This window comes from Rhizobium sp. H4, assembly GCF_003013335.1.
Lineage (GTDB): Bacteria > Pseudomonadota > Alphaproteobacteria > Rhizobiales > Rhizobiaceae > Rhizobium > Rhizobium sophoriradicis.
In genome coordinates this window covers 16931-35347 of record NZ_PSOW01000019.1, presented here as the reverse complement: position 1 = coordinate 35347, position 18417 = coordinate 16931, and the positions used below count along the sequence as shown (strand labels likewise).

The window sequence follows — 18417 nt, the reverse complement described above, 5'->3', positions numbered from 1 at the left end:
GCGGCGGAAAACCGCCGCGCCGGACTCTGATTTCATCAGTTCTTCGAAGGAATCCGGGCGACCATGCGCAGCGAGGTCGTCAATTCCTCCATCTGCAGCCACGGACGCATCCAGGCCACGGCGTTGTAAGCGCCCGGCCTGCCGGGGATTTCCTGGACGGTGACCTTTGCCTCGCGCAGCGGATATTTCGCCCGCGACTCCTCGCCGGCGTCGTCATTGGCGTTGACATAGTTGGAGATCCAGCGGTTGAGCCAGGCCTCGCAATCTTCCGCTTCCATGAAGGAGCCGATCTTATCGCGGCCCATGACCTTGAGGTAATGGGCAAAGCGCGAGGTTGCCATCATATAGGGAAGGCGGGCGGAAACGGCGGCATTGGCGGTTGCCTCCGGCCGGTCGTAGAGCTTCGGCTTGTGGGCTGTCTGCGCCCCGAAGAACACCGCATAGTCGGTATTCTTGTAGTGGCAGAGCGGCAGGAAGCCGAGCTTGCCGAGTTCGGCGTCGCGGCGATCGGTAATGCCGACTTCCGTCGGGCATTTCAGATCGAGATCGCCGTCGTCGCTGGAGAAGATATGCATCGGCAGGCCTTCGACCTTGCCGCCATTTTCCGCGCCGCGAATGGCGGTGCACCAGCCGTTCTTGGCGAAAGCTTCGGTGAGACGCGTGCCCATCACATAGGCTGCGTTCATCCAGCAATAGGAGCCGTGCGGCAGTTCGCCGGTCTTGGAGCCGCCGGTTTCGTCGAAGTTGAATTCTTCGATCGGGCTGGTCTTCGGACCGTAGGGCATGCGGGCGAGCACGCGCGGCATGGCGAGCGTCACGAAGCGGGAATCATCGCTGTCGCGCAGGCTGCGCCACTTGGCGTATTCGACCGTCTCGAAGATCTTTTCCAGATCGCGGGGTTTTGCCAGCTCCCGGAAATCCTCGAAGCCGAACATGCGGGGGCTCGCCGCCGAGATGAACGGGGCGAAGGCGGCGGCGGCGATCATCGAGACGCCTTGCAGAAGCTGGACGTCGTCGAAGGAATTGTCGAACTCATAGTCGCCGATCAGCGCGCCCATCGGTTCGCCGCCTGGAGTGCCGAACTCGTCTTCATAGACCGACTTGAAGAGCCTGGACTGGTCGAACTCGACGGCCTTGGCGAGATCCTTGGCGATGTCTCGCTTGGAGGCGTTGAGCACGCGGATCTTCAGGTTGGCGCTGGTCTCGCTGTTCTTGACCAGATAGTGCAGGCCGCGCCAGGCGCCTTCGAGCTTGGTGAACTCCGGCGACTGCATGATTGCCGCGAGCTGGCTCGAGATCGCCTTGTCGATCTCGGCAATGGCGTTGTTCAAAGTGATCGTGAGGTTACGATCATAGGTGACGGTGCCCTTCAGGGCTTGATCGGTGAGGGTGCGCAGAAGGTCCTGCGCGCGGTCGGGCTCGGTCTGGCGGGTTGCCGCAACGACCTTCGAGAGCAGGCTCTCATCGGGTGCGAAGCCTACTTCTTCCTTTGTCTGCAATTGCGTTTCGGCGGTCATCTAACGATCCTTTTTTGCGAAGCGGCGACCCTCGGGGCTGTGAGGGTTTCCCTTAACAAGGGGCCGCTGCCGGACAACGACTCTTCAGGAATTCGCGCGGCCGCGATCGGCCTGCGATCCCAGGCACTCAATTCAGCACGTCCTTCGCCTCTTCGGCCTTGCCGCCGCCAAGCTGGGCCACCAGCTGCGAGAGATCGGCCTTGTTCTGCAGGATGTCCTCGAGCAGGCGCTCGAGCTCCTCGGAGCGGTCCGCCTTGCTCATCAGGTCGCGCAGCTGGTTGCGGGCGTTGAGCAGCGCCTTCAGCGCCGGCACCTGATCGACGACCGCGCCGGGTTCGAAATCGGCCATGCTTTCGAATTTCAGCGAAACCGGAAGCTCCGTTCCGTCTTTCTCGAGAGTGTTCTCGACCGAAAGCGTGAGGCCCGGTGTCATCCGGCGCATGACGTCGTCGAAATTGTCGCGGTCGATCTGCACGAACTTGCGCTCGCCGAAAGCCTTGAGCGGCTGCGTCGGATTGCCGGAGAAGTCGCCGAGCACGCCCACGACGAAAGGCAGCTCCTTCACCACCATCGCGCCTTCGGTTTCGACTTCATATTTAATATGGACCCGCGGCTTGCGAACCCGTTCCAGTTTCTCATGTACACTTGCCATCGAGGCTCTCCTTCGTCTCATCGGCGGATTACGAATTGCGGATGCTCCAGATTGCGGCCGGGCAGGGCCCGACCTCAGGCCGCTAGCCTCCCTTGTCGGTTACGGGCTGTATGCCGGCCGCTGTCAGCACTGCATTGCGCGTGTGCTGCTCAGGCAGGAGCTCGGCAAGTAGCTCGGAAAAATCCATGCGGCCGCGGCGCACCAAGGTCTCGATCGACATGGAGATCGGTGAATGGGGTTCGGTGCGACGGAAATAGCGCGCAACGACAGCGAGCAGTTCGAAGGCCTCTTCGCGTGAACGAATCATCTCGGCGTCGACGGGCCGCATGCGGACGGCCTCGGACTCACCGATATCGGTTGCCGGCAGCGGCTCCGAGCCTTGCGAGGCAGGGGTTTCGGACATGGCCGAGGGAGCCTCGATGCCGGCGAGCATCCGGATTGCAGATGCCGCTTCCTGCAAAGCATTGCGTGTATTGGAGCTCGGCGGCGCCTGATCCCCGCAGTGATGATCAAGTATTTCGATCATGCGGTCGAAAGCGGCGATGCACTCTGTCACCACCCTGAGATGGGCCGACATCTGTGCGACACCGGCTTCTGCCGCCGCCTGCTGCAATTCCTTGCGCCGCTCGGCTTCGTTCGACCGCTGCGAAAGCTGGAAATCCCAGAGCGAAAACTGAGCGAATTTTCCGTCCGGGATCAACGAAGTCAAACGAATAGCCTGGATAAGCGTTCCTTCGCCGCCCACGCCGTTAAGACCCGCAAAGGGAGCGAACCGCTCCTCGAAATCGCTGTCTCCGATCGAGTGCAAAGTGTCGAAATGCTTGTCTAAAAGCGACGCGGTTGCAACATAGACGTCGCGCAATCCTGAGAAGCCGCGCAGCCGCAGCTGCGCTTCGGCGAGCCAGGCCAATACTTCTATGTCCTTGCTCTCGGAAGAAAGAATTTGCAATCCAAGATTGCTAACATCGTGCCAGGCGGGTGCAAGCATAATAATGTCGCCTGGTGAAATACTACGTTCGGCTGTACGTGCGGCGTTTCTGGCGTCTTTAATTCTATAGTATATTTCACGTGATGCAGTATTGGTCCGAACGTTTTCTCCGCACGGATAATTTTGTTCAAGTGGATTTATGATTTCTCTGACATTCACGCTGTTAAATACCTCAAAAATCTAAACATACTGCGACCGGGCCGGCATTTTGTGCGGCTTGTATTGGCTTGTCAACCATCTCCCGATGATGACGGATTTATGACGACTACTCTAATGCTCGTTTTTGAAAATAGAGTCTTTTTTCTTCTGGACAAGGGTTTATGAGCGCCCTAGTTGTTGCTTCGCATCACGAGGACGCACTGAATTTCGTCGAATAAACGGGACTTGCGGATGTCGAATATCGATCTCAATCGTCTGATAAGAACGCTTGAGCCTAATTTACGTGTCGGACTTGAGACAGCGGCTTCGCTCGCCGTGCGCCACCAGCACGCCGTCGTGGACGTCGCTCATTGGCTTCGCTCCCTTCTTGATATTGCGGCGTTTTCGGCCGTCTTCGAAGAGCTCAAACTCTCCTCGGAAATGCTGAGAACGGAGCTGGATGCGGCGATCGCCGACATTCCGCGGGAGGCCGGTGCCGCGCTGGCGCTCTCCCCCAATCTGCTGGCCCTCGGTCGGGAATCCTTCCTGGTTGCATCGCTGCAGTGCGGCCGTAATGTCGTGCTGCTGGCCGATCTGCTCGCCGCCCTGACCGGCGATTCGGCATTGCGGGTGGTTGTGCGCGGTATCGCCCCCTCGATACGCAATCTCGACCGGGCAATGCTCGACAAATTGCTGGAAAAGGCCTCCGGCCCGTCGGACCAGCTTTCCGTGCCCACCGCGACATCGGCAGGCAATGAATTTCTGCGGCTCTACACGCACGACATGACGGCCGACGCCCGCGCGGGCCGCATCGATCCGGTCATTGGCCGCGACGCTGAGTTGCGGCAGCTGATCGATATCCTGACGCGCCGTCGGCAGAACAATCCGATCCTGGTCGGCGAGGCGGGTGTCGGCAAGACCGCGGTTGCCGAAGCGCTCGCATTGGAGATCGCCGCCGGCAATGTTCCGGCCCGGCTGAAGGATGTGAAGCTGCTGCTGCTGGATCTTAGCCTGCTGCAGGCCGGCGCCGGCGTCAAAGGCGAGTTCGAACGGCGCCTGCATGGCGTGGTCGACGCGGTAAAGACGTCGTCGGAACCGATCATTTTGTTCATTGACGAGGCGCACGGGTTGATCGGCGCCGGCGGACAGGCAGGGCAAGGCGATGCCGCAAATATCTTAAAACCGGCTTTGGCGCGCGGAGAACTCAGGACGATCGCGGCAACGACCTGGAGCGAATACAAGCGCTTCATCGAGAAGGATGCGGCCCTGACCCGCCGCTTCCAGACCGTGCATGTCCGCGAGCCGGACGAAGAGGCCGCAATCCGGATGCTGCGCGGCGTGGCACAAAGCCTTAAAATCCATCACAAGGTGCGTATCCGCGACGAGGCGATCGTCGCCGCCGTCCGCCTTTCGGCGCGATACCTGCCGGACCGGCAGCTTCCCGATAAGGCGATCAGCCTGATCGACACGGCTGCCGCCGCCGTGGCGCTGGCCCGCCAGACGAGGCCGGAGGCTTTGAAACAGCTTACCGACGAACGCGATCTCCTGGAAACCGAGGCAAACTGGCTTGCGCGAGAACCCGAGACACCGGAAAAGGCCGCCCGGCTTGGCGAAATCGCCGTCAAGCAGCAGCAGATCGTTGCGCAGATCGAAGCGCTCCGGTCGCAGTTCGAGGAAGAAAACCGGCTCGTCCGCGAGGCCGACCGGCTGGAGGAATTCTTTTCGCCGGACGATGCCATCGTCCCGTTGGCGCCGGCGGACAGTGGCGACGGCACGAATGTTGCGCCTTTCCCGCCGCAGGCCATGACCGCGGAAGCCGCCCGCGCCGCCTTTGCCGTGACCGAACGGACACTCGCGGCGGTGGCGGATCAAACGGCCCTGTTGCCGCGTGTGGTCGACAAGGACGTCGTTGCATCAATCGTTGCCCGCTGGACCGGAATTCCTGTCGGCAAGCTGCTGGCGGACCAGATCGAAACCGTCAAGACGCTCGATGCCCGCCTGAAGGAGAGGGTGCTCGGCCAGGACGCGGCGATCGAACGCATCGCTTCGGCCATGCGGGCCTCGCGCGCCGGACTTTCCGATCCGCGCCGGCCGCCGGCCGTTTTTCTGTTGGTCGGCATGTCCGGCACCGGCAAGACCGAGACGGCGCTGTCGCTTGCCGACATGCTCTATGGCGGCAGCCGCTATTTAACGACCATCAACATGTCCGAGTTCAAGGAGGAGCATAAGATTTCCATGCTTCTCGGCTCGCCGCCCGGTTATGTCGGTTACGGCGAAGGCGGCGTGCTGACCGAGGCGGTGAGGCGCAGGCCCTATGGAGTGCTGCTGCTCGACGAGATCGACAAGGCCCATCCCGGCGTTCAGGAAATCTTCTACCAGGTGTTCGACAAGGGAACGCTGCGTGATGGCGAAGGTCGCGACATCGATTTCAAGAACACCACCATCGTCATGACGGCGAACACCGGTTCGGAAATGATCGCAGCCCTTGCCGCCGATCCCGAGACGATGCCGGAGGCGGAAGCGCTGGAAGCGATGCTGCTGCCGGAATTGCAGAAGCATTTCAAGCCGGCCTTCCTCGGCCGCACGACCGTGCTGCCCTTCATGCCGCTTGGGCCGGAGACGCTGTCGGGCATCGTCGACATCCAGATCGGCCGAATCCGCGAGCGAGTTGCCGCCACTTACGGGACGACGCTTTCATTGTCGCCGGCAGCCCGCGACGCGCTGATTTCGCGCGCCCGCACCAGCGAGATGGGCGCCCGCGCGATCGAGGTCATGATCGCCCGCGACCTCCTGCCTGTTCTTTCGACGTTTTTCCTCGATGCCGTCGCGGCCGGGAAGAAAATTACGGGGATCACCATCGGTTACGATGGGCAACGCTTCGGCCTCGATGCCGAAGAGGCCGCCCCCCAGGAATTCGGCACGCCGGGGGAAAGCCGGTTGTCGGATGAAGTAGCCCCGAGCCGCAAACGCGCTCGGGGAGCAGGACGAAGAAAGGCGACTACGCCTTAGACGCAACTAGGCACTCAACCGCCAATAGGAGAGCTTACAGAATGCCGATTTATCTTCAGATCGACGGTATCCAGGGTGATGCGACCCACGAACAGCATCGCAAGTGGATGGATATCGAAGCCATCCACTGGAACGTTTCCCGCAACATGAACACCTCCGCTGGTTCGGCGGCCAACCGCGAAGCTTCCGAGCCGACCGTTTCGGAAGTGATCCTCACCAAGGTCAGCGACTCCTCGTCGACCAAGCTCTTCCAGGAGGCCTGCTCGGGCCGCACCGGCAAGCGCTCGGTCATCCATCTCGTCACCACGGGCAATCCCGGCGACACCTATATCGAGTATTCGCTCGAGAACACGCTGATCGCCAGCTACTCGATCGATTCCAACGGTGACCGCCCGGTCGAGACGATCAAGCTGAACTTCACCAAGATGGAAGTGAAGTACACGCCTTACGACGACAAGCACTCGCCGCAGTCGCCGATGATCGCTTCCTACGATCTGGCGACCACCAAGGCCGCTTAATATCCGACTGGAGCGGGCGCCTTTCACGATGGCGTCCGCTCACTTCATTGTCGTCGCGGGCTGAAGGAAGTCTTTCCCATGAGCGGATTGGACATCGATAATGTGAAACTGACGAACTACCATCTTATCGTCGAGGAAGTCTTCGACGAAAGTGTTTTCGGCATGGTGGCGCCCAGCTTCAAAATTAAGGGTGTCAAGGGGCTAGGTACCAGTCATCTTCAGGTGATGCGCAGCGTCTACACGCTTGCGATCGGCGAAGATGTTTATTTCAAGGGCCGCAAGCTGCAGGGTTCGCCGGGCGTGAGGGAACTGCTATCGGAATTCTTTGAATCCGGAACGCAGCTGACGGCCCGCCCAAACGGCCGCACGACGGTGATGCACCGCTATCTCGGCAAGAAGAATATCTTCACAGCCAAGGCGCTGGAGCACTACAAGACCTCCGTCACGTTGAATTTCCTTCGCATCTACGGCGAGGATCCGGCGCCGACGCGTCTGCTCTACGGCAATCCGGCGGTGACTTTCATCCAGAAGACCGGGGAACGGCCGATGGCCGCGGCCTATTTCAACGGCAACAACAATCGGTTGGAACTTCTTCACTATTTCGACCGGCGCACCCTTGTCGACGGCTTCCTGAAGCGCTTCTCGGAAGCATCTGCTGCGGCCGTAGGCTGAGAAGGTCTCTATCGATGAACGATATGTCGTCGGCAATCTGAACTCTTTGATTTTGTGAGCTGGTGGATGAAGTCTTCGCTCGGCAATTGCCGTAATTTTCGCAATATGTGGAAACGCGATAGCTGGATGGGCCCTGTTATGGCCATCCTGCTGCTTGTCGGCGCCGTGCCCGTCCAAGCGCAGCAGTCCGATATCTGGCGGATGAGCAACCAGCAGCTCCTGGAAGCGCTCAAGGGCGATGCCGCGCCGGAAATCACCAATCCGGAACTTCGCCGGCAAATCTCGTACGAGCGTGGCGCGGCCTATGTGGCCGGCGTTGCCGATGCGACAGATGGAAAGACCTGGTGCATTGAGGGCGGTGTCCTCATTCACGAGCTGACGGACCGCGTCTTCAGCCATCTGAAAACTCTGGCGCCGGAGAGCCTGCAGCAGAATGCTGCGATCTCTGTCTCCGCTGCGCTCAGCAAATCCTTTCCCTGCAAAGAAAAATGATTTTGGAGCCGACATGATCAACGTAGCTTTCGATGAGCTTTACGCCAATTACCCGAGCAGCGCCACGTACCGACCTAACTATGTCAGTCAGCAGGACCTTTTTCGTGAGCTTGGTTGGGACGCGCTTCTGAACAATCCGCTCTACGCGAATACCTGCGCCGTGCGCGTCAGCCTCGCCTTCGTGAGGTCCGGCATCAAGATCTCCCCGAAATCCCACAATATCCTCAAAGGCCCACACGCCAACAAGGGCCTGGAGGTCTCCATGCGCCGGCTCGCCGATCTTTTGGCGACCTCACGCTATCTCGGCACTTACGAATCCTACACCTCCGCGACGGCGCAATCCGGCATTGGAGCCCGCAAGGGCGTCGTCGCCTTCAACGGCATACCGGGTTATCGCGGTGGCGGGCATATCGATCTGGTCATCGGGGCCGCCGACGCGGCTCAGTGCGCCTCTTCCTGCTACTACCAATCCCAGTCGATCTGGTTCTGGCCGCTCCTTTCGAGCCGCACGTCCTAAGCTTTGAGGTTCAAGCCATGAACGATCAGCCCTCTGCCGCCGATTTTATCCAGGCAAGCCGCATCCTGAAGGTCGTTTCGCCGCTCGGCGAGGATCAGCTGCTGCCGGAGCGCGTGACGATCGAGGAAGGCATTTCTTCGCTCTTCGAAATCAAGGTTTCGGCGCGCGCCAAGAAGCCATCCGTCAAGCCGGAGGATCTGATCGGCCGGCTGATGGACGTCTCCGTGGAGGTGCAGCAGGGCGATGGCGAAGGCGCGGTGCGCCGGCCGTTCAACGGTCTGGTGACCGAACTCAACGAGGGGCCGCCGATCACCCGCGGCCTCAGATCCTATTCGATGGTGCTGCGGCCGCAGATGTGGCTGCTGTCGCGCCGCTCCGACTGCCGCATCTGGATGGACAAGACCTCGATCGACATCGTCGAGACGCTGTTTTCCGAGCACGGCATTCCGGCGCCCGACACGTCGGGCGTGATCACGCCACCGCCGCCGCAGCATTATTCGGTGCAGTGGAACGAAACCGACCTTGCCTATCTCACCCGCCGCTTTGAAGAGGACGGCTTGTTCTACTGGTTCTCGCATGAGGACGGCAAACACAAGCTGCATGTGGCCGACAGCGCCCGTTCCTGGCTTGGCCCGTCGCCATCGGCGCAGGGAGAGGGGCGGGTTCGCCTGGCACAGGGCTCGGCCGACCGCAATCACATCACCGAGTGGAGCCGGCGTTACTCCTATGTGCCGGGCCAGCGGGCCGGTGCCGACTGGAACTTCGAAACCCCGCGCATGGTGCCAGGCACCATGACGCCGTCGCTGGTGCAGATGCCCGAGGCGACCAAGCGGGAGCTTTACGAATATCCGGCGCGCATCTCCTCCGTGGCCGAGGCGGAGCGGGCGGAAAAGCTCAGGATGCAGGCCTCGGAAGCCGATCATGACCGTGTCTTCGGCGGCTCGACATCGCGCATCCTCGAGGCGGGACGCCGCTTCACCCCCTATGAGGTTGCTCATCCCGACCACGTCTATGAGGAACATGTGGTGGTGAAGACGACCCATACCGTCGTCGACCGCTCCTATGAGACCAACAGCAACGAGCCGGAATATACCAACACCTTCGAGGCGGTGCCGTCGCGGGTGCCGATGACGCCGCACCGCGAGACGAAACGGCCGCGCATCGAGGGCACCCAGGTGGCGATCGTCGCCGGCCCCGCCGGCGAGGAGATCCACCCCGACCAATACGGCCGCATCAAGCTGTGGTTCCCCTGGGACCGCAAGGCCAAAAAGGACGGCTCCGACACCTGCTGGGTGCGCGTCAGCCAGGTCTGGGGCGGCGGCACCTGGGGCGCCCAGGTCATTCCGCGCATCGGCATGGAGGTGATGGTCGCCTTCGTCGACGGCGACCCCGACCGGCCGCTGGTGACCGGTGTGGTGCCCAATCCCAGCAACACAGTCCCTTACGATCTGCCAGCCAACAAGACGCGCATGGTCATGCGCTCGAACACCCATAAGGGCACCGGCTTCAACGAAATGACCTTCGAAGACGAGGCCGGCCAGGAGAACATGTTCTTCCATGCGCAGAAGGACCAGACGACCCGCGTGCTGAACGACCGCATCAAGCGCGTCGACCGGCACGAGGTCTCGGCGATTGGTGGTAATCGCGCGGTGGAAGTCAGTGGTAATCAGAAGCATGAAATCGGCGGTTCCGTGAACACCGTCGTCGGCGGCACCGGGCCGATGGCGATGGCGCTGATGGGTGCGGTCAGCGGTCTCTCGGGACATACCGCCGGGCTCCTGGCGCAGGCCGGGCAAATTGCAGGCGGCGGCGGGGCCGGGCTTGCGGCCTTCGCCGGCACGGTTGCTTCTTCTGCGCTCGGCTTTCTCGGCGCCGGCGGACTGGGCAGCCGCGAGGGCGTGGTGGCAGGGCCGTCGCCAAGAGCGGATGCGGGCACAGCGCTTGCCGGTTCCGGCACAGGAGTGGGCGATGCGGCTTCGGGCCTTTTCCCAATGCCCGGCATCATGAACACCATCGTCGGCGCCTTCAAATCCGACACGATCGGCATAGCGCGGGCCGAGCAGATCGGAATGAGCAAGGTCACCAATGTCGGTCAGACCTCGCTGGAGAGCGTCGGCAAGTTCAAGAAGATCGCGGTCGGCGAGGAATTTGTCATCGAATGCGGCGATTCCAAATTCATCATGAAAGCCAATGGCGAAGTGATCATCCTCGGCAAAACCTTCAACTTCGTTGCGACCGAACACTTCCAGATGCGCGGCAAGCCGATCGACCTGAACTGAGGAGGAAGTTCGCTTGGAACTGATCAATCGGCTTCCCTTTCCGGCTATGGCTTTCCGGCAATTCGACGCGAATGGGGATTTGGATTGCGTCGTGTCGGTTCGCGGAACCTTCGTTCACCGCCAGGGCGATCCGCTCGCCATCGCCGCGAAACAGGAAGATTTCCAATGGGAGGACGCCTATGAGAGCGATCCCCATGCCGGCCCCCTGCTGCGCCAGACCGACTTGACGCCGGAGAAGGCTGGAACCGACATCACATTCCTTGGCAATGCTTATGCGCCGGGCGGCACGCCAGCCCCGTCTTGGCAAGTTGGCCTGCGCGTCGGAGAGCTTTCCAAGAGGCTCGAAGTCCACGGCGCACGTTTCTGGCGCCCTGTGATCAATGAAAAATGGGCGGGCTTTTCTGCCAGAGAACCCAAACGCGTCCTGACGGATTGGCAACTCACGCAAGCCGAGCCGGCATCCCAGGTGCCGATATGCTGGAGCAAGGCCTATGGCGGCCAAATCCCTGGTACGGGCAACCCGGAAACGGAAACACCCGCCGATGTCGAAGCGCGCAATCCACTCGGCTGCGGCATCGTCAATCTCGACATGCCCTCGGATCACCCGCCTGTCGCCGCACCACAAATTACCTCACCCGGTGAGACGCTGAATTGGCGCGAGCCTGCCGAGCCGCAGGGATTGGGCCTCGTGTCGCCCTGGTGGCGGTCCCGCCAGCAACATGCCGGCACTTATGACGATGTTTGGCTCAACGAGCGCCATCCGCTTCTGCCCAGGGATTTCGATGAGCGCTTCTGGCAATGCGCCCATCCAGATCTTGTTGCCGTTCCACATCTGGCCGGTGACGAGGATTATCAGTTGGATGATCTGCACCCGCGCTTTGCGCGCGCCGCGGGGCGGTTGCCGGGAATAACGCTGGGGGTACGGTGTGTTGGCCATGATCGGGACGAATGGCACCTGCTGTCGCTGGACGGCGTACATTTCGACTGGCGAGACGACGAGCGAGTGATGCTGACTTGGCGAGCCCGCTTTGCGCTTGCGGAGGCTCTAGGAACCGAGCTGACGCTGACGCGGGTACGGCTCAACGTCGAGGCTCCAATGGGCGGGGTAGCAGCATGAGCATCCCACGCGACAACTATGTCGGCGAGCCCGATTATCCAAGACCATGGACGACGAAACAACCGCGAGAGGGATTGCGCGACTTGGACGAGGCGCGGGTCGTCTCGCTATCGCCGGATGTCTGCCTGACTCCGGTAGGCTCGTCTGCCGTCCCCGTCCCGTACCCGATCGTCGACTATTGCGGGCACGACAAAGACTACACGCCAACCGTCCGCTTTACCGGCAAGAAGGCGATGGTCATGCGCTCCTGCACGACCCACGTCCATGGCGATGCACCGGGAACGAAAAAGGGTTTCAAATCCGGCACCGTTGAAAATATTTGCGAGCCGATCGGTCATGCCGAGCAGGTACGCGCTGAGGGCTCCCATGTCATCCGCCATCTCGACCGCTTCTGGATGAACAATCGGAACACGCAGGGCGAAGCGATCTTCATCCGTGGTACCGAGACATTCGCAGCGCCGGAAGACGACGATCCTGTTCCGGGGTCTCTCCGCTGGAACGGCAGTGACGAAGGCAGGGTCATCAGCGATGCCTCACCCGAGCCGATTATCATGGGTGCGCAATATGCTCAGGCGGTCCCGGCAACGGTGCCTCAAACGGTTCCTGTGCCGGCCCGACCAGCCCCGGTGCCGCGACCGCCGGGACAAGTCATCCGGCCGAATGTCCCGCAGTGGAATAAGCCTCCGCCCCGACCGTCCATCAAAGTTGGCAAATGGGTCGGAAGGCTCGGCCGATTTGGTCGGGCGATGACTGGCATCGGAGCATTTATCGAGGGTATGTGGCCAACCTCAACGGCAATGCCGTGGTACGACGAAATGCCTCAAGATGATTTCGAAAGCGTACTTTTCCGGAAAGCACGCGAACTCGAGGAGCAAGGCGTCGACGTTGATGACATTCAGGAGTGGTTCCGATCGGAGCGAGCAGAGAATGCGCGACGCCGGAGGCAACAGGAGATCGAGGAAAAACAGAAACCGCAACCACTTCCTCAGACGGAGGGCGCGCGCGTTGATGAGGAAGGCTCCCAACGTCGGTGCATCGTCGGCCCCTATGAGGAGATCGAGCCCATATGTCGGGGCAATGCTCACCATATCGTTCCTGACATGGCTTACAGGCTAGGGCGACGACCTGTTAAATCGGAATATAATTCTACAGAGAATCGTATCCCGAACGCGCCCACGCTTAACCAGGGGATGTCAATTTGTTTGCTAACCCGACAGCATGGGAGCGATAGCGAAGGATTGCATGGCGTGCTCCGGCAACGGTTTTCGGATCTCGCAAGCCCCGTACCGGGCACCGCGCCGATGGGTGCAATACTCGCCGAAAGTCTCAAAGTTATTGAAGATATCCCGGATTTGCCGGAAGAATGTAAAGCATTAGCCGCCGCCATGGCTACAGGCCAGGTCGCATCGAAAACAGGATTCGCAGCTCCTGGGCGAACGAAAGAACGACCGCTCCCGTCCGGCGATGCCGAAACTGTTCTTAGAAGGGGACATTATTAATGATTGGCAGTGACTGGAAGGCGACGATTCAAGCCGCCGCGGCATTTGACGCAGACCGCTTCACAATATGTGTTGGCGAGCTGGAATATGACGATCCGTTTACTGCGATCATTTCCTACGATGGGAGGTTTTCCCAACCTTGGAGCAGAACGGATGTTGAGCGCGAAATCGTCGATATCAGTTATATGGAAGACGCAGCTTCGGGTGGTCCAATACCTGTAGCGCTCAGCAACGAGGGCGACGTGTATGTCCTGAAAAACGAACAGGTGGAGCGATCGAAGATTCTCGGAGCCGGAGTTCTCAGTGACGATGCGGAGGGTTTCGGGGCAGTCAACACCTTGGTGATCGACGGAGATACTCAATATGTCGTCGGGGATAGTCGCCAACTCTACCGCCGAGAGGGCCTTGGAACATGGCAACGGCTTTCTGCGGATAAGTCCCGGCAGGATGGTTATGAGGCTGAACATTTCGGGAATGCGATTTCCTTGGAAGGTTCGCTCCTGATCGAAAGTTTTCAACGACCTTATTCAGCACCGAACGCTGCGCAGTTCGATCCCAAAACTTGGGAAAACGTCAGCCCGGAGCAGTTTCTAAAGATGATGAAGGAGCAACGATCCGAGCGCGTTTCAAGGCCACGCATCCAACGCGTCTATCATTATCTCGACGGCAGCTTCTCTCGATTAACCCTCCCTGAAGATTGCATGATTAGAGCACTATACCGCGACCCGGAGCAGCGCATTTGGCTTTTGGGCGTGGGAGGTCTGATTATGCAGGGAACCATCGAAGGAGGATTTGAGAAGGTCGGCTTCCACGGGGATAAAGAAACTTTGTTCAGCGCCGCGTGGTATCGTTCCGAGTTGTTTGTGGCCACAGACGACGGTCTTCGCCGATTTGACGGCCATAAGCTTAGCATTGTGAAACCCAAACTAAGATCTGCAGCTATAAACCGAAATGTTCCCGCCCCGCTGAAAATTCAATCTTTCGAAAACACGCTGATTTATTTCGACAGGAAGCATGGCGTGTGCAGGTGGGACGGACTGTCATGGGATTGGTATGAGATTCCGGCGTCGCTTCTGCAGCGCGAGTTCAGAGGCTTACCTGCCAGGCAATAGGGCTCGTCTATCGTATGCTTGCAGCCAGGGCAGAATTCCACACACCGGAAAATCTAAGGAGCCGGCGTCTATTCCGACGATGCGACCGACCTCGGATACGTCAACTCAATAGCGCTGATTGGCGACGCCTTGTTCGTAACGGGTTATCACTCGCAGCTTTACCGCCTGACGGATATCGACATCGACTGGTTTCGAAAGGAAAGGCTGCCGCAGGCGCCAGAAACCTATGATTACCTCGTCTTCGGTGATCTGAACGGCATATCAGAAACCAGCCTCTACATGAACGTTAAATATTCTCCAACGAGCACAAAGCGCCAATTGACCGAGGAGGAAGAAGAGTGCGCCGCGGAGCTATTTGAGCTAGGAAAAACCGATGAGGCACTAGCCATTCACCATGCCGCCGAAGGCCAGACGCGTGTTTTGGAGGGCCGCCTCTACCATTGGAACGGGCAAGAATGGCGGATTGTGGCCAAGCCGCGCTCAGGAAAACACTATCCGGAGCCAGAAACCCTTTCTGACATCTTCGTTGAATCAAGAGACAAGATCTGGGCTGTCGGCGGTAATGGCGTCATTTTGTTCGGCAATGCCGAGCATGGTTTTCAGGATATTTCCTTCAAGGGAAATGATGAGAATTTGCGCTCGATTACGAAATTCAAGGATCGGATGGTGATCGCGTCTGATTACGCTTTGCACTGGTTCGATGGACATCTGCTGTCTCCCTTGAAACCCGTCCTTGATCCGAGCATCAATCGCAACATTCCCAACCCGCTCAAAGTCCAGGCTGTTGACGATGTGCTGTATTACTTCGACACGAAACATGGCGTTCATACCTTCGATGGTGAACGCTGGACAGAAATCGAAATTCCGCCTGAGTTGCTGGAGCGCGATTTCAAAGGACTACGGGCGGCCAAGACTCGATGACCGACGCCATTAATGACGATGAAGATTTCGAAGAGCTCTATGGAGCATGGGAGCCGACGCTTTACGCCGCGGCTATGGCGGATGATCGGTACTTTGCGCTTTTGCTCGGCGGTCCGCGCTGGGACGATCCCTATACTATCATTCTCACTCGGGATGCCAAAGCGCAGACATTTTCGCGCCTGGATGTACGACGCGAATTAAGGGATATCAGAGTGGTGCCGCGGGCCGATGACGCGGGCGAGCCATCTTATGTGGCGCTCAGCCTAAACGGCGACATCTATTTGATCAGTCCCAAAGGCGCAGAGCACTCGATCATTCCGGGAACCCAGGCCGAATCCGATGATGCGCCCGAGATCCTGTTCAGTTCCATTCTGCCGGTGGAAGATCAATGGCTGGTTGCGGGTGGCAAAGGCTTTCTGAAGCTTTGTAAAGCAAAATCCTGGCAAGATGTTTCTCCGTCTCCGCCAACAGCGTATCCCTACAACGTGCCCGATTGGACGATCCTTGGGACCAATCATAGCGGTGATATTTTCATCGTGGCGACGCAGGCGGCGAACACGCGGCATTTCAATCTCTATCCTGGCCATCCGCTTTATCGAGACGGAATGTCTGAGGACGAGGAATTTGAGAATCAGAAAAAGCTTTATGCCGAAATGGATCGCTATCCGCGTCTGAAAACACTTTCCACAGGCCGGCCCGGCGCCTGGAAGCAGCAGGTATTACCGGATCGCATCGCTCGGTCTCTTCCCGCTTATGGCTATGTAGCCGATGTCGAGAGTGATGGTGTCGAGGCGGACTACGTCATCGGCTCCGACGGTCTTGTGATGAAGGGTAATCCAAATACCGGTTTTGCCGATATCTCATCGATTGCCGATCGCGAGAAGAATTTCAAGGACGCCGTTCGCTTGCGCAACGATCTCGTTCTTGCGACGGGCACTGAACTCTTCCGGTTCGATGGGCATTTGGCAAAGCCGTTTGTGCCCAAGGTGAAGATGCGCTCCGCCCCCTTTGTCCTGCAGCCGAGTGCGATTTTCGTCCAGAACGACAAGCTCTATGTTTTCGATTACGGGCTTCGCTATTACATCTTGGACGATGCGGGTTGGCATCAATACGATATCCCGAAAGACCTTTCGGCACGGCCGTTCAAGGGTGGGAGCGACAAAGGATCGCCTTGACCGAATCGAGTGGCTGATGAGCAACTGGTGGCCTCACGACAAGAATTTGGAGCCAATATGGCCGCTACACCTCGGCGCCCCCTGCAGGAAATAATGGATGAATTCGGACCAATCAAAGACGGTATAGCGGTTTCCGCTTTGCAGGCTGAGCGCTACCGCGGGAAGTTGCCTGACGCCATGGTTGATTTCTGGATTGAACATGGTCGCGGGCAGTGGCGTGATGGTCTCTACTGGATCTGCGATCCGGAACCGATCATGCCTGTTTTGCATACGCTGTCTGCCGGCGATCCGGAATTCGACGCCGGAAGAATGGTGCCTTTCTTGCGTGATGCATTCGGTGAAGTCAGCATCTGGCATCCCACATTTAAGGTGATCACGCTCAATGTGAATTCCGGCACGGTCACCACCACGGACATTACCACCAAAGTCATCGAGGGTATGCCTCCCTTCGATGACGATATGGCGGTAGCTTCCGCCGTGGACGCCAGTGTTTTCGATATTAACGGCTGGGTGGATTCTACGACCGGCAAGCCAGTTTTCGATGCCGTACGCCGGCGGCTCGGGCCGATTGATGCCAGTCAGGTCTATACTATGGTCCCGCATTTCCGCCTCGGCGGCGCCGGCGCCGCTAAGGATTTTTCAATCGGCGGCTTCATCGAATATCTGGGCGTTCTGACGCAGATGGGACCCTTTACATTTGAACGCTATGTCGATCCGAAGGAGAGTGGACGGGGTGCTTTTGGGCATCTCGAAGCTGTTCGTACGATCGGACATGACCGTCTGGTCGAGAATTGATGTGAAGCGGTTTTCGAACGTCCGAACCTTGTTCTTCGCACCGATCGTCCTGATCGGGCTCGGCGCTCCGGCGGGATTGGCGGGGCAGAATGAATGCGCCGGCCGTACGGCAGACATCATTCGGCGGGCCTATCCGAGCGCGACAAATGCCGATGATGGTACTCTTCTGTTCGAGGGGGCAACCCTCACGTTAGCCAAGGGCGACGGTGTTGATGGCGATCCGCATGCGGTGATCTGCCGGGTTTGGCCGGCTCAACCCCAGCTGACGCTGATTGCGGTTCCGTTGATGACGGAGCAGTCGGATTCGGAAAACGAAGGCGATATCGAACTGCTCGTCGTCGACAGCACCAACCTGCAAGTAAGGCAGCGGCTGCGTCTTGACGGCCTTATGTCCGACGACGCCTTTCGTGTACGAAGCGTCGCCTTCGATACCGCACGTTATCAGCTCGCGCCGAAGAGAACGGCTTTCGGCCTGCGTGTTTCGCGGGATGGCAGCTCGCGCGCCAATCCATTTGGTGAAACGACCTTATGGCTTTTTTCGATCGAAGGTGATCGGCTAAAGCCGGTTCTCGACAATATTGTCGTCGGCGAAAGTCAGGGAGAATGGGATACCGTCTGCGCCGGTGAGTTTAGCGAAACCACCCGCACGCTTTCGATGGTTCCATCAGCGAAAGACACGATTGCCGACATCGTTGTCACAGAGAAAACGAGGACATCCGTCAACACGGTCGGAACGGATAATGGTTGCAAGAGCGAAGATGAGACGACGACCCGCAAGTACCGGCTGCGGTACGACGGATCGGGATATGGCGTTCCCAAAGACCTGAAGCGGGTCGATTAGGAGGAGCTGACCGGGATGGTGCGCCAGGCTGCGCATCGAACCGGCGGCGATGATCCGACGCCATGGCTGCAGGCTGCCGGATCAGGGTCAAAAAGCGCTGATGCTGTCCGTTCTGCGCGGCAATTATCCGGCAGTAGGGGCAAGGAAGGACTTTTTTAAAGCGTCGCTGCCTTGG

The 18417-nt window shown here is 59.2% G+C and carries 16 protein-coding genes; 13 read left to right on the top strand and 3 right to left on the bottom strand.

Translation table 11 applies throughout. From position 1 onward, the window contains the following. Positions 1–35: 35 nt before the first annotated feature. The 3 genes from tssC to tssA all read right to left on the bottom strand — a co-directional run bounded on the left by tssC (position 36) and on the right by tssA (position 3316). Positions 36–1517, bottom strand: coding sequence for a type VI secretion system contractile sheath large subunit (gene tssC / locus C4N04_RS25625; protein WP_077989009.1), 1482 nt, complete (start codon positions 1515–1517; stop codon positions 36–38). A gap of 127 nt (positions 1518–1644) precedes the next feature. After that, a complete protein-coding gene (gene tssB, locus C4N04_RS25620; protein ID WP_009991955.1) occupies positions 1645–2169 on the bottom strand; it encodes a type VI secretion system contractile sheath small subunit in 525 nt (174 codons plus the stop codon). An 82-nt stretch (positions 2170–2251) separates the two neighbouring features. Continuing rightward, positions 2252–3316, bottom strand: a complete 1065-nt coding sequence (tssA, locus tag C4N04_RS25615) for a type VI secretion system protein TssA (protein ID WP_077989010.1) — start codon at positions 3314–3316, stop codon at positions 2252–2254. 231 nt (positions 3317–3547) lie between these two features. Between tssA and tssH the strand changes: the two genes are divergently transcribed. The 13 genes from tssH (at position 3548) to C4N04_RS25550 (ending at position 18242) form a co-directional block, all read left to right on the top strand. Next, entirely contained in the window at positions 3548–6304 is a 2757-nt protein-coding gene (gene tssH / locus C4N04_RS25610; RefSeq protein ID WP_106797350.1) for a type VI secretion system ATPase TssH, read from the top strand. A gap of 41 nt (positions 6305–6345) precedes the next feature. Beyond that, positions 6346–6822, top strand: a complete 477-nt coding sequence (locus C4N04_RS25605) for a type VI secretion system tube protein Hcp (protein ID WP_009990920.1) — start codon at positions 6346–6348, stop codon at positions 6820–6822. A 78-nt stretch (positions 6823–6900) separates the two neighbouring features. After that, on the top strand, positions 6901–7494 hold the full coding sequence (locus C4N04_RS25600) for a hypothetical protein (protein WP_077989012.1): 594 nt from the start codon (positions 6901–6903) through the stop codon (positions 7492–7494). A gap of 66 nt (positions 7495–7560) precedes the next feature. Further along, complete coding sequence (locus C4N04_RS25595) at positions 7561–7986, top strand: Rap1a/Tai family immunity protein (protein WP_199852504.1); 426 nt, start codon at positions 7561–7563, stop codon at positions 7984–7986. 13 nt (positions 7987–7999) lie between these two features. Beyond that, complete coding sequence (locus tag C4N04_RS25590) at positions 8000–8503, top strand: type VI secretion system amidase effector protein Tae4 (RefSeq protein ID WP_245424492.1); 504 nt, start codon at positions 8000–8002, stop codon at positions 8501–8503. A 17-nt stretch (positions 8504–8520) separates the two neighbouring features. Beyond that, positions 8521–10782, top strand: coding sequence for a type VI secretion system tip protein TssI/VgrG (tssI, locus tag C4N04_RS25585; RefSeq protein ID WP_106797348.1), 2262 nt, complete (start codon positions 8521–8523; stop codon positions 10780–10782). Between the two features lie 13 nt (positions 10783–10795). Continuing rightward, entirely contained in the window at positions 10796–11899 is a 1104-nt protein-coding gene (locus tag C4N04_RS25580) for a DUF2169 domain-containing protein (RefSeq protein WP_077989015.1), read from the top strand. Beyond that, positions 11896–13398 carry a DUF4150 domain-containing protein gene (locus C4N04_RS25575; protein ID WP_077989016.1) on the top strand — a complete coding sequence of 501 codons (1503 nt, stop codon included), beginning with the start codon at positions 11896–11898 and terminating at the stop codon, positions 13396–13398. The genes C4N04_RS25580 and C4N04_RS25575 overlap by 4 nt, the downstream gene beginning before the upstream one ends. Beyond that, positions 13398–14510, top strand: a complete 1113-nt coding sequence (locus tag C4N04_RS25570) for a hypothetical protein (protein ID WP_106797347.1) — start codon at positions 13398–13400, stop codon at positions 14508–14510. The genes C4N04_RS25575 and C4N04_RS25570 overlap by 1 nt, the downstream gene beginning before the upstream one ends. A gap of 129 nt (positions 14511–14639) precedes the next feature. Further along, entirely contained in the window at positions 14640–15431 is a 792-nt protein-coding gene (locus tag C4N04_RS31935; RefSeq protein ID WP_199852503.1) for a hypothetical protein, read from the top strand. Then, positions 15428–16606: a hypothetical protein gene (locus C4N04_RS25560; RefSeq protein WP_106797346.1), complete on the top strand. Its 1179-nt coding sequence runs from the start codon at positions 15428–15430 to the stop codon at positions 16604–16606. The genes C4N04_RS31935 and C4N04_RS25560 overlap by 4 nt, the downstream gene beginning before the upstream one ends. Before the next feature lie 93 nt (positions 16607–16699). Beyond that, complete coding sequence (locus tag C4N04_RS25555; RefSeq protein WP_245345097.1) at positions 16700–17401, top strand: GAD-like domain-containing protein; 702 nt, start codon at positions 16700–16702, stop codon at positions 17399–17401. Continuing rightward, the gene (locus C4N04_RS25550; protein WP_210299568.1) at positions 17379–18242 is read left to right on the top strand and encodes a hypothetical protein; all 864 of its coding nucleotides are present in this window, start codon (positions 17379–17381) and stop codon (positions 18240–18242) included. Before C4N04_RS25555 ends, C4N04_RS25550 begins: the two co-directional genes overlap by 23 nt. Positions 18243–18417: the final 175 nt, after the last annotated feature.